Source organism: Arthrobacter paludis, assembly GCF_056782315.1.
On the sequence record NZ_JBXAEW010000003.1, the window covers coordinates 180,610 to 202,281 of the forward strand.

Genomic DNA, 21,672 nt, shown 5'->3' on the forward strand with positions numbered 1-21,672 from the left:
CGGGGCCCAGCGGGGGCGGGAAGGGCGGGACCCCGGAGGGGGACTGTTTGGCCCCCCCCCGGGCGCCTACGGCCGCTAGCCGTCGTTCTTGGAGCCCAGGGTGGTCTTGTTGACCAGCATCAGGAACTCCGCGTTCGACTGCGTGTCGCGGATCTTGTTCGTGAGCAGCTCCAGGGCCTGCTGCTGCTCCAGGCCGGAGAGCACCCGGCGCAGGCGCCACATGATCTTGACCTCGTCCTGGGAGAGGAGGTTCTCCTCGCGGCGGGTGCCCGACGCGTTGACGTCGACCGCCGGGAAGATGCGCTTGTCAGCCAACTGGCGGGACAGGCGCAGCTCCATGTTGCCGGTGCCCTTGAACTCCTCGAAGATGACCTCGTCCATCTTGGACCCGGTCTCGACGAGGGCCGTGGCCAGGATCGTGAGCGAGCCGCCGTTCTCGATGTTGCGGGCGGCGCCGAAGAAACGCTTCGGCGGGTACAGCGCGGACGAGTCCACGCCGCCGGAGAGGATCCGGCCCGACGCGGGCGCGGCCAGGTTGTAGGCGCGGCCCAGGCGGGTCATGGAGTCCAGCAGCACGACGACGTCCATGCCCATCTCGACGAGGCGCTTGGCCCGCTCGATGGCCAGCTCCGCAACGGTGGTGTGGTCGTCGGCCGGACGGTCGAACGTCGACGCGATGACCTCGCCCTTGACCGTCCGCTGCATGTCCGTGACCTCTTCGGGACGCTCGTCGACGAGCACCATCATGAGGTGGACCTCGGGGTTGTTGATCGTGATCGCGTTGGCGATCGACTGCAGGATCAGGGTCTTGCCCGCCTTGGGCGGGGAGACGATGAGCCCGCGCTGGCCCTTGCCGATCGGCGCGACGAGGTCGATGACGCGGGGGCCGACCTTCTTCGGCTCGGTCTCCAGCCGCAGCCGCTCGGACGGGTAGAGCGGCACGAGCTTGTTGAACTCGACGCGGTCCTTGTTCTCCTCGACCGGCTTGCCGTTCACCGTGGTCAGCTTGACGAGCGCGTTGTACTTCTGGCGCGAGTTGCCCTGCTGCTGCTCGCCGTCGCGCGGGGCGCGGATGGCGCCGACGACGGCGTCGCCCTTGCGCAGGTTGTGGCGCTTGACCTGGTTCAGCGAGACGTAGACGTCGTTCGGGCCGGGCAGGTAGCCGGAGGTGCGGACGAACGCGTAGTTGTCGAGCACGTCCAGAATGCCGGCCACGGGCAGCAGGACGTCGTCCTCGCTCAGCTCCGTGTCGTCGACCTCGGGCTGGTTGCGGTTCCGGCCGCGCCGGCGGTCGTTCCGGTCGTTGCGGTCGTTCCGGTCGTTGCGGTTGCGGTTGCGCTCGCGGCGGTTCCGGCCCCCGCGCTCGTTGCGGTCCCCGTCGCGCTGCTCGCGCTGGCCGCCGTCGCGCTGCTCGCGCTGGCCCTGCTCGCGCTGGCCGCCGTCGCGCTGCTCGCGCTGGCCCTGCTCGCGCTGGCCGCCATCACGCTGGCCCTGCTCACGCTGGCCGCCGTCGCGCTGGCCGCCCTGCTGGGCCTCGCCCTGCTGCTCGGTGGCCTCGGCGTCGTCGGAACGGCGGGAACGGCCGCGGCGCGAACGCCCGCTGCGCTCGGACTGGCCGGCGGTCTCGCCGCCGCGCTCGGACTCGCCGCGCTCCTGGGCGGCTTCCGCGTCGGACCGGGTCTCCGCGGCGGACTGCTCCTTCGGGCTCTCCTGGGCCGCCTCGGCCTGGCGCCGCCGGCCGCGGGTGGCCCGGGGCCGCTCCGCAGGCTCGGACTCGCTGGGCTGGCTGGCCGGGGCCTCGGCCGGGGCCTCGGTGGCGGCGGTGGCCTCGGCCGGCGCGCCGGCGTCGGCGCTCGCGGCGCGGCGGCCACGGGTGCGGGTCCGCGGCGCCTTCTCCGGGGCGGCCGCCTCGGGGGCCTCCGCGGCGGCCGGCTGCTCCGCCGGCTTCCCGCTCTGCTTCCCGGCGGCGGCCGGCTGCTGGCGGTCCGCAACCGCACCCCCGCGCTGGTGGCTGGAGATGGCGGCGACAAGGTCGCCCTTGCGCATACGGGATCCGCCGGTGATGCCGAGCTGCGAGGCCAGGGCCTGGAGCTGGGCGAGCTTGAGGCCGGCGAGTCCGCCGTTCTGCGGAGCGGCCTGGGATTCCACGCCTTCAGTCAGGCTGGTGGTTTCGGTCACGAAGGTTCCTTCCCCCTCGTCGGGCGGACCGTGTCGGAACGGGCCGCGGATTGTGTGGGTCGGCCTGCCGCGTCAGATGCGGAGCCGGTGGTCGTGGGGTGCGGGACGTCGCCGCCCTACGTGTCCCCGTGCGATCCATGCGGTGGAATGGCGGCCCCTGACCGGTGAAATCGGGACCCGTCCATGCGAACGCAACACCAGGCCGGACATGGGACGCGCGGACCGGCCCGCGATGCGGGCGGGATGCGCGTTCGGATTCGGAGTCCCCGGTCCCGGCACCGCAGGGTGCGGGCAGGTTCCTCCGGGATGCACCGGCCTCTAGTGCACTTCCACCTTAGCACCCGTGGCGTCCACACCGGGCATCCAGACACGCCAGTCCCCGCCGCCCGCCTGGCCGGCCGCGGCCACCGCGGCCTCGGCCTCGGCCTCGCCGCGCGCGAGCACGAGCACCGTGGGCCCGGCGCCGGAGACGACGGCGGCCAGCCCGCGCGACCGCAGCTCCGTGATGAGTGCGGCACTGTGGGGCATGGCCTCGGCACGCTGGCCCTGGTGCAGGAAGTCGCGGGTGCCCTCCAGCAGGAGGTCCGTCTCCCCCGCCAGCGCCGCCACGAGCAGGCCCACGCGGGCCCCGTTCGCGGCCGCGGTCGCGTGCGGGACGGTCGCCGGGAGCAGGGCCCGCGCGCGGTGCGTCGCGAGTTCGGTGCTCGGCACCGCGACGACGGGCACGACGCCCGGGTCCAGGGCCAAGGCGTGCGTGTGCATCCGCACGCCCTCCTGCCACGAGAGGGTGAGTCCGCCGTAGACGGCGGGCGCCACGTTGTCCGGGTGCCCCTCGAGGCGGGCGGCCTCGTGGAACACCGCGTCCCGCCCGCGGTGGGCCGGGGCCGCGCCATCGGGCAGGAGCGCGTCGGCGGCGGTGAGCGCCGAGACGATCGCGGCCGCCGACGAGCCGAGCCCGCGCCCGTGCGGAATGCTGTTCTCGGCCTCGATGCGCAGCCCGGCCGCGGCCACGCCGAGCGCATCCCAGCGGGCCAGGATCGTCCGCGCCACCAGGTGGGTGGCGCCCGTGGGCAGCGTCTCCGCGCCCTCGCCGCGCACCCGGACCTCGACGCCGGCCGCCTCGACGGTCCGGACGCGGAGCGTGTCGCGCAGCCCCAGGGCCAGCCCGAGGCAGTCGAACCCCGGGCCCAGGTTCGCGGTGGTCGCCGGGACGGTGACGGTCACGGACTGTCCCGCGGCGACGCGGAGGCCGGTGTCGGCTGCGGTGTGGTGCATGGTGTCGGCGCCCATCGTCGGCCGGGTCAGGACAGGCCCAGGGCGCCGGCCACGGCGACCACGTCGAACGGCACCTTGGTGGGCTCGACATCGGAGCCGTCGGCGTTGCGCAACGCCCACTGGGGGTCCTTCAGCCCGTGGCCGGTGACCGTGATGACGATCCGCAGCCCCGACGCCACGCGGCCGGCCGCGTGGTACTTGAGCAGCCCGGCGACGCCGGCGGCGGAGGCCGGCTCGACGAAGACGCCCTCGCGGGAGGAGAGCCAGCGGTGCGCCTCGAGGATCTCCTCGTCGGTCACGGAGTCGATCAGGCCCCCGGACTCGTCGCGGGCCGCCTCGGCCTGCTGCCAGGAGGCGGGGTTGCCGATGCGGATGGCCGTCGCGACCGTCTCCGGCTCCGTGATCGGGTGCCCGGCGACGATCGGTGCGGCGCCGGCGGCCTGGAAGCCCCACATGGCGGGGCGCTTCGTCGCCACCGCGGGCAGGGTGCCTGCCGTGGCGGACTCGTAGGGCTCCGCGTACTCCTTGTAGCCCTTCCAGTACGCCGTGATGTTGCCGGCGTTGCCGACGGGCAGCAGGTGCAGGTCGGGGGCGTCGCCGAGGGCGTCGACGACCTCGAACGCACCCGTCTTCTGGCCCTCGATGCGCGCGGGGTTCACGGAGTTGACGAGGAACACCGGGTAGTTCTCGCTGAGCTTGCGGGCGACGTCCAGGCAGTTGTCGAAGTTGCCGTCGACCTGAAGCAGCTCCGCGCCGTGGGCGATGGCCTGCGAGAGCTTGCCCATCGCGATCTTGCCGTCCGGGACCAGGACGGCGCACTTGATTCCGGCCTGCGTTGCGTAGGCGGCCGCCGACGCGGACGTGTTGCCCGTCGACGCGCAGACGACGGCCTTCGCCCCGGCATCCACGGCGGCCGTGATGGCCATGGTCATGCCGCGGTCCTTGAAGGATCCGGTCGGGTTCATGCCCTCGACCTTGAGGTACACCTCCGAGCCCGTGAGCGCGGACAGGGCGGGCGCGTGCACGAGGGGCGTGCCCCCCTCGCCGAGCGTGACCACGCGGGTGGCCTCGGTGACGGGCAGGCGGTCGGCGTATTCGCGGATGACTCCGCGCCACTGGTGGGCCACTTAGTTTCCTTCGACTCGCAGGACGGATGTGATCTCGGTGACGACGCCGAGCGCGGTCACGTCGCGGACGGTCGCCGCGAGGGCGGACTCGGGGGCCACGTGCGTGATGAACCGCAGCGACGCGCTGCCGTCCTCGCCGTTGTCGCCGATGCTCTGGCGCATGGCCTCGATGGACACGCCGTGGTCCGCGAACACGGCGGCGATGCGGGCCATCACGCCGGTCTCGTCGGACACTTTCAGGCCGATGCTGTAGCGGGTCGCCGTCTCCCCCAGCGGCACCGCGGTCAGCGCGCCGCGGGCGCCCGCCTGGGCCGGCGCCGGGGCACCGGTGGCCAGGCGGCGGGCGATGGAGACGATGTCGCCGGCCACGGCGCTGGCGGTCGGCGCGCCGCCGGCCCCCTGGCCGTAGAACATCAGCTGGCCGGCGTTCTCCGCTTCGACGAAGACGGCGTTGAACGCGCCGTGCACGGCGGCCAGGGGGTGGTCGCGGGAGAGCAGCGTGGGGTGGACGCGCACGCTCGCGCCGTCGCCGACGCGTTCGGCCACGGCCAGCAGCTTGATGACGAGCCCGCTGGTCCGGGCCGCGGCGATGTCGGAGGCCGTGATGGAGAGGATCCCCTCGCAGTGGACCTCCTCCAGCGGGAAGTCGCCGTGGAACGCGAGGGAGGCCAGGATCGCGGCCTTCGCGGCGGCGTCGTGTCCGGCCACGTCCGCCGTCGGGTCCGCCTCGGCGTAGCCAAGCCGCTGCGCCTCGGCCAGGACGTCGCCGAACTGGGCGCCGGTGGTGTCCATCTCGTCGAGGATGAAGTTCGTCGTGCCGTTGACGATGCCCATCACCTTGGTGATGCGGTCCCCGGACAGGCTGTCCATGATGGGCCGCAGGATCGGGATGGCGCCGGCGACGGCGGCCTCGTAGGCGAGCTGCGCCCCGTGGGCGTCCGCGGCCTGGCGCAGCTGCGCGCCCTCCGCCGCAATGAGCGCCTTGTTGCCCGTGACGACGCTGGCGCCACGCTCGAGCGCGCGGCGCACGAGCGGCCCCGCGGGGTCGAGCCCGCCCATGAGCTCGACGACGATGTCCGCGCCCTCGATCAGGGACTCGGGGTCGTCAGTCAGCAGCTCCGCGGGCAACCCGGCGTGGCGCGGGGCGGCGGGGTTGCGGACGGCGATGCCGGACAGCACGAGCTCCGCGCCCGTGCGGGCCGCGAGGGACTCGCGGTCCTGGAGGAGGATCCGGGCCACCTCGGAACCCACGTTGCCGGCCCCGAGGAGGGCGACCTTCAGTGTCTTCACGTCTACTTCTGTGCTCCCATGTCGCGTGCCAAGAGGTCGTCTTCCGTTTCGCGGCGGATCATCAGCCGGTGCCGGCCGCCGGAGACGGCGACGACGGCGGGCCGGCCGAGGTAGTTGTAGTTGCTCGACAGGGCCCAGCAGTAGGCTCCGGTGGCGGGGACCGCCAGCAGGTCGCCGGCCGCGGTGTCGCCCGGAAGGTAGGCGTCCCGCACGACTATGTCACCGCTTTCGCAGTGTTTGCCAACCACGCGGGACACAATCGGCTCCGAATCCGTCACACGCGAGGCCAGCGCCGCGCTGTAGTCCGCGTCGTACAGGACCGGGCGCGCGTTGTCGCTCATGCCGCCGTCCACGGCGACGTACCGGCGCGGGTGCGCCCCGCCATCGGCGTCCACCTGGACCGTCTTGCACGTGCCCACGGTGTACAGCGTGAACGTGGACGGACCGGCGATGGCGCGGCCGGGCTCGATCGAGATGCGGGGCACCGCGAGTCCGAGGCGGCCGGCCGCGCCGGCGACCGTGGCGGCCAGCGCCGCGGCGAGTTCCGCGGGGTCGCGGGGGGCGTCCTGCTCCGTGTACGCGATCCCGTAGCCGCCGCCGAGGTCCAGCTCCTGCAACTCGACGCCGTGGACGTCCCTCACGCGGGCCAGGAAGCCAAGCAGGCGCTCGGCCGCGAGCGCGAAGCCGTCCGGCTCGAAGATCTGGCTGCCGATGTGGCAGTGCAGGCCGAGCAGGTTCACCGCGTCCAGCGCCAGGGCGCGGGCGACGGCGGCGGCCGCGGGCGAACCGTCCGCGGCGGCGCCGCCGTCGGCCTGGGCCGGGCCGGCGTCCGGCGCGGCCATCGAAAGACCGAACTTCTGGTCCTCGTGGGCCGTGGCGATGAACTCGTGCGTGTGCGCGTGGACGCCCGGCGTGAGCCGGAGCATGACGTTGGCCCGGGTGCCGGCGGCCGCGGCGGCGGCGCCGACGCGCTCGAGCTCGTCGAGGCTGTCGACGATGATCCGGCCGAGGCCCAGGCGCAGGGCCTCGCCGATCTCGGCGTCGGACTTGTTGTTGCCGTGGAGGCCGATGTGGGCGGGCTCCACGCCCGCGCGGCGGGCGACGGCGAGTTCCCCGCCCGAGGCCGTGTCCACGCGCAGCCCCTCTTCGGTCACCCAGCGGGCGACGTCCAGGGACAGGAACGCCTTGCCGGCGTAGTAGACGTCCACTCCCCCGCAGAGTCCGGCGAAGGCGGCGTCGAACGCGGTCTTGAAGGCGCGGGCGCGGGCGCGGAAGTCGTCCTCGTCGACCACGTACAGCGGCGTGCCGTAGGTGGCGGCGAGTTCGTCGACGGGGATCCCCTGGATGGCCAGCCGGCCGTCGCCGGCGCGGTCGACGCCGGCGGCCCAAAGGCCGGGGCGCAGGGCGTTCGCGTCCTCGGGGTAGCCCAGCCAGGCGGGGGCAAGGGGGGAGGCGGGCATCGGCTACATCCTCTCCGGGGCGGACACGCCGAGCAGGGACAGGCCGTTGGCCAGGACCTGCGTCGTGGCGTCGTTGAGCCACAGGCGCGTGCGGTTGACGTCCTCGACGGGCTCCTCGGCCAGCGGGGCGACGCGCGTCGCGCCGTACCAGCGGTGGTAGGCCCCGGCCAGCGACTCGAGGTAGCGGGCGATGCGGTGCGGCTCGCGGTGCTCGGCGGCGGCCGCGACCTGGTTCGGGTACTGCGCCAGCAGGGCCAGGAGCTCGTTCTCGGTGGGGTCGGTCAGCAGGGACGCGTCGAAGGTGCTGCGGTCGACTCCGCGGGCGGCGGCCGTCCCGGCCGCCTGGTGGGAGCGCGCGTGGGCGTACTGCACGTAGAAGACCGGGTTCTCGTTGGACTTCTGGGTCAGCAGGTCCAGGTCGATGTCGATGTTCGAGTCCGACGAGTAGCGGGCCAGCGCGTAGCGGGCCGCATCCACGCCCACGGCCTCGACCAGGTCCTCGAGGGTCACGACCGTGCCCGCCCGCTTGGACATGCGTACGGGCTTGCCGTCGCGGACCAGGTTGACCATCTGGCCGATCATGACCTCGACGCAGTCCGGGTCGTGGCCCAGCGCGGCGGCGGCCGCCTTCAGGCGGGCGACGTAGCCGTGGTGGTCGGCGCCGAGCATGTAGATGTTCAGGTCGAAGCCGCGCTCGCGCTTGTCCTGGATGTAGGCGATATCGCCGGCGATGTAGGCCGCGTCGCCGTCGGACTTGATGACGACGCGGTCCTTGTCGTCCCCGAAGTCGGACGAGCGCAGCCACCAGGCGCCGTCGGCGAAGTACAGGCTGCCGCTGGACTTCAGCTGCTCCAGGAGCCGCTCGACGTGGCCGTTGCGGTGCAGCGAGTCCTCGTGGAAGTAGACGTCGAAGTCGACGCCGAAGTCGTGCAGGGACTGCTTGATCTCGCCGAACATCATGTCCACGCCGAGCGCGCGGAAGCGCTCCTGCGGGTCCACGACGCCGAGGATGCCCGGCTCGGCCGCGAGGATCCGGGAGGTGATCTCGTCGATGTACTCGCCGGCGTACCCGTCCTCGGGGGTGGGCTTGCCCTCGGCCTTCGCGAGCAGGGACCGGGCGAAGCGGTCGATCTGCGCGCCGTGGTCGTTGAAGTAGTACTCGCGGGTCACGTGGGCGCCCTGGGCCTCGAACACGCGGGCCAGCGCGTCGCCGACGGCGGCCCAGCGGGTTCCGCCGAGGTGGATCGGGCCGGTCGGGTTGGCGGAGACGAACTCGAGGTTGATGCGCGTGCCGGCCAGCGTGGTGCCGGTGCCGAACGCAACGCCGGCCTCGACGATGGTGCGGGCGAGCCCGCCGGCGGCGGCCGTGTCCAGGGTGATGTTCAGGAAGCCGGGTCCGGCGATGTCGACGGCGGCGACGCCGTCGAGCTCCCCCAGCCGGCGGGCCAGCACGGCCGCGAGGTCCCGCGGCGCCATGCCGGCCTTCTTGCCCAGCTGCATCGCCACGTTCGTGGCCCAGTCCCCGTGCTCCCGGCTCTTCGGCCGGTCCACGCGCACCGTTTCGGGCAGCTCGACGGCGAATTCGCCCGCGGCGACGGCGTCGCGCAGGCAGGCGGAAATGGCCTGGGAGAGTTCTTCGGGAGTCACCCGACAAGGATACCCACGCCGAAACGCGCGCCGCGGCGGCGCGCCCGGAGGGCCGGTTTGCGGTCGACGGGCCCCGTCCTGCTAAGCTCTACTCTGTTCCCACGGCGGCCACCGGCCACCGAGCACGCCCTCGTAGCTCAGGGGATAGAGCGTCTGCCTCCGGAGCAGAAAGTCGTAGGTTCGAATCCTATCGAGGGCACCACCGGGACGGTCCGCCGTCCACGAGAGGTCCCCGGCCAACCGGCCGGGGGCCTCTTCTCGCTTCCGGCCCGGGCCGGAGTCCCCCCACGCGCCTCCGGGCCGGCGCGACGACGATCACCCCTGCTTGTCGGCGGGATCACGCTCCGGGTACGCTGGCTCCACCCCCTGAACGGTGTTCAACCCGGAATGCCGCGCCCAGCCCCGCCCGAGGAGCCCCCGTGAACCGTCTCCGGCTCGATGCCACCGACCTCGCCCGCATCGCCGTCTTCGCCGCGATCGTCGCCGTCCTGGGGCTGCCCGGCGGCCTGGCCGTCTTCGGCTCCGTGCCGATCACCGCGCAGACCCTCGGCGTGATGCTGGCCGGGGCCGTGCTCGGTCCGTGGCGCGGCGCGCTGTCCATGGCCGTGCTGCTCACGCTCGTCGCCCTGGGCCTGCCGCTGCTCTCGGGAGGCCGCGGCGGCGTCGGCGTCTTCGTCGGCCCGTCGGCCGGATACCTCGCCGGTTGGGTCGCGGGCGCCTTCGTGATCGGCCTCGTCGTGCACGCGGGCCGCAGGATCACCGCCGCGCGCACGGCCGCGGGCGTCCTCCTCGGGGGAATCCTGGTCGTCTACGCGTTCGGCATTCCGGTCCAGTCGTTTGTCACGCGGCTCCCGCTCGAGGCCACCGCCCTGCAGAGCCTCGTGTTCATTCCCGGCGACCTGGTCAAGGCCGGGCTCGCCGTCGCGATCACCACGACCCTCGCCCGGGCCTACCCGCGGGCCTTCCGCCGGCCGACGGCCCCCTCCGCGGCCCCTTCCCCGGCCGCGGCGCCTTCGCCCGCGACGGCAGGCCCCGCCGCGGACGCGCCGGCGACCCGCCCCGTCGGCGGCCCCACCCCGTGACGGCCGAGGCGTCCCCAGGCCTCACCGCCGCGCCCCGCCCCGCCACCGCGCCGGCGGGCCACGCCACCGGCACCGCCGGCCCCGCGGCCCCGGGCCGGATCGTTCCCCTGCGCCCCTCCGCCTGCGGCCCCGGACTCCTGGACCGGCTCCGCTCCGTCCGCGACAGCGGCATCCCCCTCGTCGGCGACGACCGGTGGGGGCCCGAGCTGTGGCGGCGCGTCCACCGGCTCTGCGCCGAGGCACCGCCGCAGCCCGGCGCCGGGTGGGCCGCGCTCACCTCCGGCAGCAGCGGCTCGCCGCGGCTCGTGCTCCGCTCCGCGGCCTCCTGGTCGGCGTCCTTCGCCGCCGTGTCGTCGCTCCTCGGCGCCCGGGACGGCGACGTGGTGGCCCTGCCGGCGCCCCCCGCCGCGTCGCTGACGCTGTTCTCGCTCGCCCACGCCCTCGAGGGCGGCCCGGCTCCTGCGCTCTCCGGCCCCGCCGGGTCCGGCGGTCCCGCCCTCCGCGACGCGACGCTCTTCCACGGGACGCCGCACGGGCTGCGCACGCTGCTCGACGCCGGGGCGCCGCCCGCACTGCGGACCGCCCTGGTCGGCGGAAGCGACGTGGACGCCACCCTCCGGCACAGGGCCCACGACCTGGGGATCCGGCTCGTCGCCTACTACGGGGCGGCGGAGCTCTCGTTCGTCGCGGTCGACGACGGGGACGGGTACCACCCCCTCCCCGGCGTGGAGGCCGAGGTCCGGGACGACCTGCTCTGGGTGCGCTCCCCCTTCACGGCGATCGGGTACCTGGCCGAGGACACGGACGGCCGGCCCCTCCCCCGGCCCTTGGGCGACGGGGACGGGTGGTGCACGGCCGGCGACCGGGCCGTCTGGGACGGGGACAGGATCCGCCTGCTGGGGCGGGCCGACGGGGCCATCCTCACGGCCTCGGCCACCGTGGCCCCCGAGGACGTGGAGGCGGCCCTGCGCCCGGTGCCCGGGGTCGCGGACGTCCTCGTGCTCGGCCTGCCCGACGGGCGGATCGGCACCGTGGTCGCCGCCGTCGTCGAGCCGCGCCCGGGCGGCCCCGCGCCGACCGCCGCGGCGCTGCGCCGCGCGGCGCGCGAACGGCTGGCACCGGCCCACCGTCCCCGGCGCTGGTTCACCGGCGACCTCCCGCGCACGGCCAGCGGCAAGCCCGCCCGCGCCGAGGCGGCCCGCCGCGTCCTGTCCGGGGAGGCGGAGCGCCTTGACTGAGCGCGACCCCGTCGTCGTCGCCGCGCGGCGCACGCCCATCGCCACCAGGGGCCGTGGGCTGGCCGGAATCACGGTGGACCGGCTCGCCGCGCCCGTGCTGCGCGCCGTGCTCGACGACGCGCAGGCGGCGCTGGGTGCCGCCGAACCGGTCGCCGACGTCGTCCTCGGCAACTGCATGGGGCCCGGGGGCAACCCGGCCCGCGTCGCGGCCCTCGGCGCTGGGCTCGGCACCGGGGTCCCCGGGCTGACCGTCGACCGCCAGTGCGGCAGCGGCCTCGCCGCGGTCCTCGAGGCGGCCACAGCGATCCGGGCCGGGGATGCCCGCCTGCGGCTGGCCGGCGGCGCGGAGAGCGCGTCCACGGCCCCCGAGCGCTCCGTCGCGGGCGCCGCCTACGACCGGGCGCCCTTCGTCCCGGCCGGGATGCCCGACCCCGGAATGCCCGAGGCCGCCCAGGACCTTGCCGCTGCGGACGGCACCCCACGGCGCCTGCAGGACGACTACGCCGCGCGCAGCCACCGCCTGGCCCTCGCGGCCGCCGCGCGGGGCGCCTTCCGGGGCGAGCTGGTCCCGCTGGCCGGCCTGGACGCCGACGAGTTCCCCGCCGGCGCCGCGCGCCTGCTGCCGCGCTTCCGCCCGCTGTTCCCCGGAGGCACCGTCACGGCGGGCAACTCCTGCCGGATCAGCGACGGCGCCGCCGCGGTGGCCCTCGCCCCGGCGGCCCTCCGGGGCGGGGGCGTGCCCGGCCTGGCGCTGCGCGCCCACGCGGTGGTCGGTTGCGATCCCGCCCTGCCCGGAATCGGCGCGGCCCCGGCCGCAGCGAGCGCGCTGCGCGCCGCGGGGGCCGACGTGAAGGACCTGGCCGCCCTCGAAATCGTCGAGGCCTTCGCGAGCCAGGTACTGGGCGTGCTGTCCCGGCTCGGGCTGCCCGCGGACGACCCGCGGGTCTGCGCGGACGGGGGCGCCCTCGCCCTCGGCCACCCGTGGGGCGCCAGTGGCGCGATCGGCGTCGTGCGGCTCTTCCACCGCCTGGTCGCCGGCGGGGCACCGGCGGGAACGCTGGGCCTGGCCGCCGCGTCGGTGGGCGGCGGTCTCGGCGTCGCCGCCGTGTTCGAGGTGGTCCGATGAGCGCCATCGACCTGGACCGGGTGAGCGTCGACCACGGCACGGCGCTGGCGCTGGACTCCGTCACCCTGGCCCTCGACGCGCGCCGGATCGCCGTCGTGGGAGACAACGGCTCCGGAAAGTCGACGCTGGCCCGGGTCGTGGGCGGCCTGGTGGCCCCGACCGCCGGCACCGTGCGCGTCCACGGCCTGGACCCCGTCCGGCAGGCGCGCGAACTCCGGCGCCGCACGGCGTTCGTGTTCAGCAACCCGGACGCGCAAATCATCATGCCGACCGTCCGCGAGGACGTCGGGTTCTCCCTGCGGTCCGAGCGGCTCGCCAAGGCGGAGCTCGCGGCGCGCGTTGACGCGGCGCTGGACCGGTTCGGGCTGCTCAGCCTGGCGGACCGGCCGGCCCACGAACTCTCCGGCGGACAGAAGCAACTGCTCGCGTTGTGCGGGGCGTTCGTGCGCCGGCCCGAGCTGGTGGTCGCGGACGAGCCGACGGCGCTGCTGGACGCGCGCAATGCGCGGCGGGTCGCCGGACACTTGCTGGACGCCGGGTCGCACCGGCTCGTGCTGGTCACCCACGACCTGGCCCTCGCCGCCCGCTGCGACGCGGCCGTCCTCGTCGAGGCGGGGCGGATCCTGGCGGTCGGCCGGCCCGACGGGGTCATTGACGCCTACGACCGGAGCCTGTCGTGCTGAGCGCCTACCTCCCGGGGAACGGCCCGCTGCACCGGATGCCGGCGGGGCCGAAGGCGCTCGTCCTGGCCCTGGGCGTCCTCGCGCTGTCCTTCCTGCCCTCCGCCTGGTGGGCAGCGGCCGCGGCGTGGTGCGCGGTCCTGGTCGGCCACGCCATCGCCGCGCTCGGCCCCAGGGTGCTGCTGCGCCAGCTCGCTGCGCTGCGCTGGCTCGTCGTGATCACGCTCGGGGCGCAGCTGCTCTTCCTGGCGCCGGAGGCCGCCGTCGCGAATTCCTCCCGCGTGCTGGCGGCCGTCCTGCTGGCGGGCCTGCTGGCGACGACCACGCGGGTGACGGAACTGCTGGCGGCCGTCGAGCGGGTGCTCGCGCCCGCGGCCCGTCTCGGGATCGACCCACAGCGGGTGGCCCTGCTCCTGACGGTCACGCTCACGACGGTGCCCGTATTGGGCCGTTTGGCGGCCGGCGTGCGGGAGGCGCAGCGGGCCCGCGGCGGCCGCGGCGGGCTGGCCGCGTTCACCGTCCCGTTCCTGGTCGTGTCGCTGAAGTACGCCGACGAGCTCGGCGAGGCGCTCACCGCGCGGGGCGTGCGGTGAGCCGGCCCCGCGTGCTGGGTCCCGTGGTGGACGGGCAGACCCGCTGCGTGCACTACCGCACGCGGCTCGACGTCGTCGCGATCCGGTTCCACTGCTGCCGGGAGTACTACCCCTGCCACCGCTGCCACGACGAGGCCTCCGACGGGCACCCGGCCGTGCCCTGGCCGTTCGGGGACCGCGCCGAGCACGCCGTGCTGTGCGGGGTGTGCGGGACGGAGCTGGCCATCGGCGCCTACCTCGCGGCCGACGGGTGCCCGCACTGCGCGGCGGCGTTCAATCCGCGCTGCAAGCTCCACGCCGGACTCTACTTCGAGCCGGGTCCCGGGGAGCCGTCAGGCCACGGAGAGCCGGAAGGCCCCGGATAGCCGGAGGGCCCCGCGCCGGGCGGCGCGGGGCCCTCCGGGGCCAGGGCTACTGCAGCATCGTGCGGTCGTCGAAGCCGCCCTTGATCTTCTCGAACTCGTGCAGCAGGTCCGGCACCGTCATCGAGTCCTTGCGCTCGCGGTCGAGGTCCAGGATCACCTGGCCGTCGTGCATCATGATCAGCCGCGTGCCCAGGCGCAGGGCCTGCTCCATGTTGTGCGTGACCATCAGCGTCGTGAGCCCGTGCCGCTCGACGATCTCGCCGGTGAGCCGGGACACGAGGTCCGCGCGCTGCGGGTCCAGCGCGGCGGTGTGCTCGTCCAGCAGGAGGATCTTCGGGCCGCTGAAGGTCGCCATGAGCAGGGACAGGGCCTGCCGCTGGCCGCCGGAGAGCAATCCGACCTTGGCCTTGAGCCGGTCCTCGAGCCCGAGCTCGAGCGACTTCAACTCCTCGCGGAAGCGCTCCCGCTTCGCCGCGGTGACGCCGCGGGCGAGGCCCCGGCGCTGGCCCCGCTCGAGGGCCATCGCGAGGTTCTGCTCGATAGTCATGCTCGGCGCCGAACCGGCCATCGGGTCCTGGAACACGCGGCCGATGTAGCGCGCCCGGCGGTGGTCCGGGAGCTTCGTGACGTCCGTCCCGTCGATCCGGACGCTGCCGGTGTCCGGCGTCAGCTTGCCGGAAACGATGTTCAGCACCGTGGACTTGCCGGCGCCGTTGGAGCCGATCACGGTCGTGAACTCGCCGGGCGCCAGGTGCAGGTCGATGCCGCGCAGGGCGCGCCGCTCGTTGACGGTCCCGGGGAAGAAGGTCTTGTTGACGTTGGTGATGTCGAGCATGCTAGGCCGCCGCCTCCTTCGTTTCGTCGCGCGGCGTGGTGGACCGGCCGACCTTCGCGGGCCGGGGGCCCAGCCGCCGGAAGACCTTCCAGCGGGGAAGGACGAGCGCCAGGACGACGAGGACCGCGGACACGAGCTTCATGTCGTTGGGCTCGAGGCCGGCCTCGAGCGCGAGCTGGATCACGACGCGGTAGACGACGGATCCGAGGACGACCGCAAGGGTGGCGAGCATGACCACGCGCGCACCGAAGATGGCCTGGCCGATGATGACGGAGGCGAGGCCGGCGAGGATCAGGCCGATGCCCATGCCGATGTCGGCGAAGCCCTGGTACTGGGTGATGAGCGCCCCGCAGAGGGCGACCAGGCCGTTGGACAGGGCGAGGCCGAGGATCTTCTGGTTGTCGGTGCTCACGCCGAACGAGCGGATCATCTGCTCGTTGTCGCCGGTGGCCTGCATGGCGAGCCCGGTGTCGGTGTGCAGGAACCAGTCCATGGCGAACTTGACGACCAGCGCGACGGCCAGGAGGGCCGCGATGCTGATCCACGTGCCGAGCAGGCCCGATTCGCGCAGCGGGGTGATGAGCGTGTCCTCCCGCAGCAGGGGCAGGTTGGCCCGGCCCATGATGCGGAGGTTGATGGAGTACAGGGCGATCATCGTCAGGATGCCGGCCAACAGGCCGTTGATGCGGCCCTTCGTGTGGAGCAGGCCGGTGATGGTGCCGGCGGCCAGGCCGCCCACGACGGCGAGCGCGGTCGCGCCGACCGGCGGGATGCCGTTGATGATGGAGATGGCGGCGATTCCCCCGCCGGTCGTGAAGCTGCCGTCGACCGTGAGGTCGGGGAAGTCGAGGATGCGGAAGGTCAGGTAGACCCCCAGGGCCATGACCGCGTAGATCAGGCCGAGTTCAACCGCGGTAATCATAGGGTGGGACCTTGGTTTCTTCTCGTGGGTGGACGGGCCGCGGGGGCCGGGCCGCGGTGGCGGTCCGGCACCCGCGGCCCGGGTGCTGCGGTGTTGCTACTCGACGACGTGGTCCGCGCCGTCCTCGAACCCGTCCGGCAGGGTGACGCCCATGCGCTTCGCGGCCTCCGGGTTGACGTAGAGCTCCGGCTCGGTGACGGTCTCCACGGGCATCGTGGCCGGCTCGGCCTCGCCGTTGAGGATCTTGACGGCCATTTCGCCCGTCTGCCGGCCCAGCTTCTCGTAGTTCAGGCCGTACGTGGCGACGGCGCCGCGCTCGACCGACTCGCCGTCGGCCGAGATCATCAGGATGTCCTTCGACTCGGCGACCTGGATCAGGGACTCGAGCGCGCTGACCACGTTGTTGTCGGTCGGCACGTAGAAGGCGTCGACGTCGAGGGACTGCGCGGCCTGCTGGACCTCGCTGGACGTGCTGACGGCCGCCTCCTCGATCTCGAGCCCGAGCTCGGCCGCGGCCTCCTTGGCCCACTCCACCTGCACGGTGGAGTTGACCTCGCCGGAGGAGTACACGATCCCGACGCTCTTGGCGTCCGGGTCCAGCTCCTTCACCAGCGCGAGCTGCTCGGCGACCGGGTTGCGGTCCGAGGTCCCGGTGGCGTTGCCTCCCGGGGCCTCCAGGCTCTCCACGAGGCCCGCCGCGACGGGGTCGGTCACGGCGGAGAAGAGCACGGGGGTGTCCTGGATGGCCTGGACCGCGGCCTGGGCGGTGGGCGTCGCAACGGCCAGGACGAGGTCCAGGTCGTCGTTCGCGAACTTGCCCGCGATCGAGGCCGCGGTGCCCTGGTCGCCCTGGGCGTTCTGCTCGTCGTAGTTCGCCTCGACGCCGGCCTCCTCGAGGGCGGCCTTGAAGCCGGTGACGGTGGCGTTGAGGGACGGGTGGCTCACGATCTGCGTGATGCCGATGTCCACGGGCCCCTCCGCGGCGGGCTCCGAGCCGCCGCCCTCGCCCCCGCCGCCCCCGGCGCAGGCCGTGGCCAGCAGGGTGGTGGCCGTCAGGCCGGCGGCGAGGCGGGCCCCTGTGGTGAGTTTCATGGTGGTCCTTTCAAGAACGGGCGCGTGTGGGCCGGCCACTCCGGGCCGTCCGGCCGCGGATCCCCCCAAGACGAAGCGATGACCCGCAGGCACCTCGATACTACCCGTGAGTCATGTCACAATGTCGATCCATTCCGGCCCGGGCTGGACATCCGATAGCGATTCGTGATCCTTCGCAGACGCACCGGCCGCCGGAGGGGGCCCCGGGACCTCATCCGTACACCGGACCACCTGCCCGGCCCAAGTAGGATGGGGCCACCATGGCTGTGACGATCGCATACCCCGAGGCCCTTCCCGTCAGCGGCCGCCGCGACGACATCATGGCGGCGATCAGGGACCACCAGGTCGTCGTCGTCGCCGGCGAGACGGGGTCCGGGAAGACGACGCAGCTGCCGAAGATGCTGCTCGAGATGGGCTACGGCGAGCGCGGCACGATCGGGCACACCCAGCCCCGCCGGCTCGCGGCGCGCACCGTCGCCGAGCGCATCGCCGAGGAGCTGGACACGCCGGTCGGCCAGGAGGTCGGCTTCCAGGTCCGCTTCACCGGCGAGGTGTCCGCGGCGACCCGGATCAAGCTGATGACGGACGGCATCCTGCTCGCGGAGATCCAGCGGGACCGGCTGCTGAAGCGCTACAGCGCGATCGTGCTCGACGAGGCCCACGAGCGCAGCCTGAACATCGACGTGCTCCTGGGGCACCTCAAGCGGATCCTGCCGCGGCGTCCGGACCTGCGCCTGGTCATCACGTCCGCCACGATCGACCCGGACCGCTTCGCGCGCCACTTCGGCACGCCGGCCGGGCCCGGCGACGAGGGCGCGGTCCCGGCCGAGGGGGGCGGCGCCGTCGTCCCCGCCCCCGTCATCGAGGTCTCCGGCCGCACCTACCCGGTGGAGATCCGGTACCGCCCCCTGAGCCTTCCGCACGGGGTGGACCCGGACGACCCCGACGTCGACGAGCTGGAGGAGGACCGCGACCCCATCGACGGGATCTGCGACGCGGTCCGGGAGCTCGCGGCCGAGCCGGACGGGGACATCCTCGTCTTCCTCTCCGGCGAGCGCGAGATCCGCGACGCGGCCGACGCGCTGCGCTCCGTCGTCGCCCGCGAGCGGCGGCTGGCAGGCACGGAGATCCTCCCGCTGTTCGCCCGGCTCTCCCTCGCCGAGCAGCACAAGGTCTTCCACCCGGGGCCGCACCGGCGCATCGTGCTGGCCACCAACGTCGCGGAAACGTCGCTGACCGTCCCCGGGATCCGGTACGTCGTCGACACGGGCACGGCCCGCATCTCCCGCTACAGCCACCGCACCAAGGTCCAGCGCCTCCCGATCGAGCGGATCTCCCAGGCCAGCGCCAACCAGCGTTCGGGCCGGTGCGGCCGCGTCGCGGACGGCATCGCCATCCGGCTGTACTCGCAGGAGGACTTCGAGACCCGCCCGGAGTTCACGGACCCGGAGATCCTGCGCACGAACCTCGCGGCCGTGATCCTGCAGATGGCGGCGATGGGGGTCGTCGGGGCGCCGAAGGAGGTCGTGGACTTCCCATTCGTGCAGCCCCCGGACTCCAGGGCCGTCAACGACGGCGTGACGCTGCTGCGGGAGTTGGGCGCCGTGAAGCCGGCCGGGGACGCGGGCATCACGGAGGTCGGCCGGCGCCTGGCGCAGCTGCCCGTGGACGTGCGCCTGGGCCGGATGATCCTCGAGGCGGCGGAGCGCGGCTGCGCCAAGGAGGTCATGGTCCTGGCGGCGGCCCTGACGATCCAGGACCCGCGGGAACGGCCGTCCGAGGAGACGGGCCAGCGGCAGAAGGCCACCGAGCTGCACCGCCGGTTCGCGGACGAGAAGTCCGACTTCACGGGCTACCTGAACCTGTGGCGGCACCTGCGCGAGCAGCAGAAGGAGCTCTCCTCCTCGGCGTTCCGTCGCCTGTGCAAGGCCGAGTTCATCAACTACCTGCGCGTGCGGGAGTGGCAGGACCTCTTCACGCAGCTGCGGCAGCTGGCCAAGCCGCTGGGGATCACGATCTCCCCCGGCCCCGTGGACCCGGTCGGCCTGCACGAGGCCGTCCACACGAGCCTGCTCGCGGGCCTGCTCAGCCACATCGGCGCGTGGGACGAGCGCAAGCGGGACTACGCGGGCGCGCGCGGCACCCGGTTCGCGGTCTTCCCGGGCTCGGCCCTGTTCAAGAAGAACCCCGAGTTCGTGATGGCCGCGGAGCTCGTGGAGACCAGCCGGCTCTGGGCGCGGACCGTGGCGGCCTTCGACCCCGCGTGGGTGGAGCGGGTCGCCCCCGACCTGCTCAAGCGCACGTACTCCGAGCCGCACTGGTCGCGCAAGTCCGGATCCGTCATGGGCTACGAGCGGGCCACGCTGTTCGGGGTGCCCGTCGTCCCGCAGCGCCGGATCCAGTACGGGCGCGTCGACCCCGTGCTGGCGCGCGAGCTGTTCATCCGGCACGCCCTCGTCGAGGGCGACTGGCGCACACACCACAAGTTCTTCCACCGCAACCGCCAGCTGCTCGCCGAGGTCGAGGAGCTCGAGACGCGGATGCGGCGCCGGGACCTGCGCGCCAGCGACGAGGACCTCTTCGCGTTCTACGACGAGCGCCTGCCGGAGGGGATCGTCTCCGAGCGGCACTTCGACCGCTGGTGGGGCAAGGCGCGCCGGTCCGAGCCCGGCCTGCTGGACTTCGACCCGGACGCCCTGCTCCAGGCCGAAGCGGACCAGCTGGACGAGTCCGCCTACCCGCGCACGTGGCGGCACGGTTCCCTCGAGCTGGACCTGCGCTACGAGTACGACCCGGCGGGCGACGCCGACGGCGTGACCGTCCGGGTGCCGATCGTGTTCCTGAATCAGCTGGACCCGGAGCGCTTCAAGTGGCAGATCCCGGGGCTGCGCGCGGAACTGGCGACGGCGCTGATCAAGTCGCTGCCCAAGCAGGTGCGCAAGAACTTCGTCCCGGCCCCGGACGTCGCCCGCCAGGCCGTCGCCGTCCTGGAGTCCGACTTCAACCCGGCGGAGGACGGCCTCGAACCGTCCCTGGCGCTGGCGCTGCGCCGGCTGCGCGGGGAGATCGTCCCGGAGGGGGCCTGGAACTGGGCCGCGGTGCCCGGGTACCTGCTGCCCACGTTCGAGGTCGTGGATCCGGGCGCCAAGGTCCTCGGGGAGTCCAAGGACCTGCCCGCCCTGCAGGAGCGGCTGGCCCCGCAGAACCGGGCGGCGCTGGCCGCCTCGCTCGGACCCGGCGGGGAGAAGCTCGTCGCCGGCCTGCCGGGCGTCCCGGCGCCCCCGCGGGGCGGCGGCCGGGCCGGCCGCGGCGCCGGGCGCGACGCTGGAGGGCGCGACGGCGGCCGCCCGGGGCGCCCGACGTCGGCCGCCGGCGGCCGGGCCGGCGCGGCGGCGAACCCCTGGCAACGCGACCACCTCGTCGACTGGCCGGCCGACCTCGGCGACGGCGGCACGATCGAGCGGACCGTCTCGACGGACCTCGCCGGACAGCGCGTCACGGCCCACCCGGCGCTCGTGGACCGGGGCGCCGACGTCTCCCTGACCGTGTTCCGGAACCCGGGCGAGCAGCTGGCGGCGCACCGCTCCGGCGTCGTGCGCCTGCTGCTGCTCAAGGTGCCCTCCCCCACGCGCTACGTGCTGGAGCACCTGAACAACAAGGAGAAGCTGGTCTTCATGCAGAACCCGCACGGGTCGGTCGAGTCGCTGGTCGCCGACTGCGCGCACGCCGCCGTCGACCGGCTCGTCCCCGCCGAGCCGCCGTTCACGAAGGCAGGCTTCGACGCCCTCTACGAGACCGTCCGCGCGGAGCTGATCGACACGGTCTTCTCCGTCACGGCCACGGTCGAGCGCGTCCTGTCGGCGGCCCGGAGCGTGGAGCGGCGGCTCAAGCGCATGAATTCGCTGGCGCTCGCGCACGCGGCCTCGGACATCCGCGCCCAGCTCGGGCAGCTGGTGTACCCGGGGTTCGTGGCGGCGACCGGCGCGGGACAGCTGGAGCACCTGCCGCGCTACCTCGCGGCGATCGAGCGGCGCATGGACAGGCTGGAGGCCGGCCAGGTGGGCCGCGACCATCCGGCGATGCTCTCGGTGCAGGGGCTCGAGGACGCGTACGACGCCGCCCTGGAAGCCCTGCCGGAGGGGGTGCGCACGCCGGCGGCCCTGGCCCGCGTGAAGTGGATGCTCGAGGAGTACCGCGTGAGCCTGTTCGCCCAGGAGCTGGGCACGGCGTTTTCCGTCTCGGAGAAGCGGATCCGCACCGCGCTGCGGGAGGCGGCAGCGTAGGGCCCGCGGCGGTCAGGCGACCGCGCCGCGGGGGCCGCGGGGGCGCCTTACGCGTCCGGGACGCGGTCGCCGTGGCCGGCCGTCCGCAGGGCCTCCCGCAGCGTTTCGGCGTTGCGGTCCAGCCGGGCCGCGTCCGCGTCGTGGTCGGCCCGCGACAGATCGAAGTCGGCCAGCGAGTTCGTGGGCCAGACGTGAACGTGCAGGTGGGGCACCTCGAACCCGGCGACCATGAGCCCGGCCCGCTCCGCGCCGAACGCCTCGACCTGCGCGGCCCCGATGAGCCGGGCGACCTCGACGAGGCGGCCGACGAGGGCGGGGTCCGCCTCGGTCCAGCGGTCGACCTCGCGGCGCGGCACGACGAGCGTGTGCCCGTCGGTCAGCGGGCCGATGCTGAGGAACGCGACGACGTCGTCGTCCTTCCACACGAAGCGCCCGGGCAGCTCGCCCTCGATGATCTTGGTGAACAGCGTGCTCATGCC

Annotated in this window: 17 protein-coding genes and 1 tRNA gene; 8 read left to right on the top strand and 10 right to left on the bottom strand. The window is 74.0% G+C overall.

Translation table 11 applies throughout. The features are described from left to right. Nucleotides 1-75: 75 nt before the first annotated feature. The 6 genes from rho to argS all read right to left on the bottom strand — a co-directional run bounded on the left by rho (nt 76) and on the right by argS (nt 8,977). Nucleotides 76-2,178, bottom strand: coding sequence for a transcription termination factor Rho (gene rho, locus AC1Q5D_RS03660; RefSeq protein WP_481737209.1), 2,103 nt, complete (start codon nt 2,176-2,178; stop codon nt 76-78). Between the two features lie 318 nt (nt 2,179-2,496). Continuing rightward, on the bottom strand, nt 2,497-3,453 hold the full coding sequence (gene thrB / locus AC1Q5D_RS03665; RefSeq protein WP_481737210.1) for a homoserine kinase: 957 nt from the start codon (nt 3,451-3,453) through the stop codon (nt 2,497-2,499). A 26-nt stretch (nt 3,454-3,479) separates the two neighbouring features. Continuing rightward, on the bottom strand, nt 3,480-4,580 hold the full coding sequence (gene thrC / locus AC1Q5D_RS03670; protein WP_481737211.1) for a threonine synthase: 1,101 nt from the start codon (nt 4,578-4,580) through the stop codon (nt 3,480-3,482). Further along, on the bottom strand, nt 4,581-5,870 hold the full coding sequence (locus AC1Q5D_RS03675; RefSeq protein WP_481737212.1) for a homoserine dehydrogenase: 1,290 nt from the start codon (nt 5,868-5,870) through the stop codon (nt 4,581-4,583). It lies immediately after the preceding gene. A gap of 2 nt (nt 5,871-5,872) precedes the next feature. Then, nucleotides 5,873-7,330, bottom strand: coding sequence for a diaminopimelate decarboxylase (gene lysA, locus AC1Q5D_RS03680; RefSeq protein ID WP_481737213.1), 1,458 nt, complete (start codon nt 7,328-7,330; stop codon nt 5,873-5,875). A 3-nt stretch (nt 7,331-7,333) separates the two neighbouring features. Next, the gene (gene argS / locus AC1Q5D_RS03685) at nt 7,334-8,977 is read right to left on the bottom strand and encodes an arginine--tRNA ligase (RefSeq protein ID WP_481737214.1); all 1,644 of its coding nucleotides are present in this window, start codon (nt 8,975-8,977) and stop codon (nt 7,334-7,336) included. A 126-nt stretch (nt 8,978-9,103) separates the two neighbouring features. Between argS and AC1Q5D_RS03690 the strand changes: the two genes are divergently transcribed. The 7 genes from AC1Q5D_RS03690 (at nt 9,104) to AC1Q5D_RS03720 (ending at nt 14,061) form a co-directional block, all read left to right on the top strand. Next, nucleotides 9,104-9,179, top strand: a tRNA-Arg gene (locus AC1Q5D_RS03690). 217 nt (nt 9,180-9,396) lie between these two features. Continuing rightward, entirely contained in the window at nt 9,397-10,059 is a 663-nt protein-coding gene (locus tag AC1Q5D_RS03695; protein ID WP_481737215.1) for a biotin transporter BioY, read from the top strand. Further along, the gene (locus AC1Q5D_RS03700) at nt 10,056-11,297 is read left to right on the top strand and encodes an AMP-binding enzyme (protein WP_481737216.1); all 1,242 of its coding nucleotides are present in this window, start codon (nt 10,056-10,058) and stop codon (nt 11,295-11,297) included. Before AC1Q5D_RS03695 ends, AC1Q5D_RS03700 begins: the two co-directional genes overlap by 4 nt. Continuing rightward, a complete protein-coding gene (locus AC1Q5D_RS03705; protein ID WP_481737217.1) occupies nt 11,290-12,423 on the top strand; it encodes a thiolase family protein in 1,134 nt (377 codons plus the stop codon). Before AC1Q5D_RS03700 ends, AC1Q5D_RS03705 begins: the two co-directional genes overlap by 8 nt. After that, on the top strand, nt 12,420-13,106 hold the full coding sequence (locus tag AC1Q5D_RS03710) for an energy-coupling factor ABC transporter ATP-binding protein (protein WP_481737218.1): 687 nt from the start codon (nt 12,420-12,422) through the stop codon (nt 13,104-13,106). Before AC1Q5D_RS03705 ends, AC1Q5D_RS03710 begins: the two co-directional genes overlap by 4 nt. Then, nucleotides 13,100-13,696, top strand: coding sequence for a CbiQ family ECF transporter T component (locus AC1Q5D_RS03715; protein WP_481737219.1), 597 nt, complete (start codon nt 13,100-13,102; stop codon nt 13,694-13,696). Before AC1Q5D_RS03710 ends, AC1Q5D_RS03715 begins: the two co-directional genes overlap by 7 nt. Continuing rightward, nucleotides 13,693-14,061: a CHY zinc finger protein gene (locus AC1Q5D_RS03720; RefSeq protein WP_481737220.1), complete on the top strand. Its 369-nt coding sequence runs from the start codon at nt 13,693-13,695 to the stop codon at nt 14,059-14,061. Before AC1Q5D_RS03715 ends, AC1Q5D_RS03720 begins: the two co-directional genes overlap by 4 nt. 46 nt (nt 14,062-14,107) lie before the next feature. Here the strand turns inward: AC1Q5D_RS03720 and AC1Q5D_RS03725 are convergent, their stop codons facing one another. From AC1Q5D_RS03725 to AC1Q5D_RS03735, 3 genes are all read right to left on the bottom strand, one after another. Beyond that, entirely contained in the window at nt 14,108-14,896 is a 789-nt protein-coding gene (locus tag AC1Q5D_RS03725; protein ID WP_481737221.1) for an ABC transporter ATP-binding protein, read from the bottom strand. Between the two features lies 1 nt (nt 14,897). Further along, nucleotides 14,898-15,818, bottom strand: a complete 921-nt coding sequence (locus AC1Q5D_RS03730; RefSeq protein WP_481737222.1) for an ABC transporter permease — start codon at nt 15,816-15,818, stop codon at nt 14,898-14,900. Nucleotides 15,819-15,914: 96 nt separating this feature from the next. After that, complete coding sequence (locus tag AC1Q5D_RS03735; protein WP_481737223.1) at nt 15,915-16,910, bottom strand: ABC transporter substrate-binding protein; 996 nt, start codon at nt 16,908-16,910, stop codon at nt 15,915-15,917. 260 nt (nt 16,911-17,170) lie between these two features. Between AC1Q5D_RS03735 and hrpA the strand changes: the two genes are divergently transcribed. Further along, entirely contained in the window at nt 17,171-21,193 is a 4,023-nt protein-coding gene (gene hrpA, locus AC1Q5D_RS03740; protein WP_481737224.1) for an ATP-dependent RNA helicase HrpA, read from the top strand. Nucleotides 21,194-21,240: 47 nt separating this feature from the next. On the opposite strand, the gene AC1Q5D_RS03745 is transcribed toward hrpA, so the two are convergent. Further along, a complete protein-coding gene (locus AC1Q5D_RS03745) occupies nt 21,241-21,669 on the bottom strand; it encodes an HIT family protein (protein WP_481737225.1) in 429 nt (142 codons plus the stop codon). Nucleotides 21,670-21,672 lie beyond the last annotated feature (3 nt).

Excerpts from the sequence above, each read along its gene's own strand:
- hrpA (WP_481737224.1), top strand. The coding sequence starts at position 17,171 with ATGGCTGTGACGATCGCATACCCCGAGGCCCTTCCCGTCAGCGGCCGC.
- AC1Q5D_RS03730 (WP_481737222.1), bottom strand. The coding sequence starts at position 15,818 with ATGATTACCGCGGTTGAACTCGGCCTGATCTACGCGGTCATGGCCCTG.
- AC1Q5D_RS03725 (WP_481737221.1), bottom strand. The coding sequence starts at position 14,896 with ATGCTCGACATCACCAACGTCAACAAGACCTTCTTCCCCGGGACCGTC.
- lysA (WP_481737213.1), bottom strand. The coding sequence starts at position 7,330 with ATGCCCGCCTCCCCCCTTGCCCCCGCCTGGCTGGGCTACCCCGAGGAC.
- thrB (WP_481737210.1), bottom strand. The coding sequence starts at position 3,453 with ATGCACCACACCGCAGCCGACACCGGCCTCCGCGTCGCCGCGGGACAG.
- AC1Q5D_RS03710 (WP_481737218.1), top strand. The coding sequence starts at position 12,420 with ATGAGCGCCATCGACCTGGACCGGGTGAGCGTCGACCACGGCACGGCG.
- AC1Q5D_RS03745 (WP_481737225.1), bottom strand. The coding sequence starts at position 21,669 with ATGAGCACGCTGTTCACCAAGATCATCGAGGGCGAGCTGCCCGGGCGC.
- AC1Q5D_RS03735 (WP_481737223.1), bottom strand. The coding sequence starts at position 16,910 with ATGAAACTCACCACAGGGGCCCGCCTCGCCGCCGGCCTGACGGCCACC.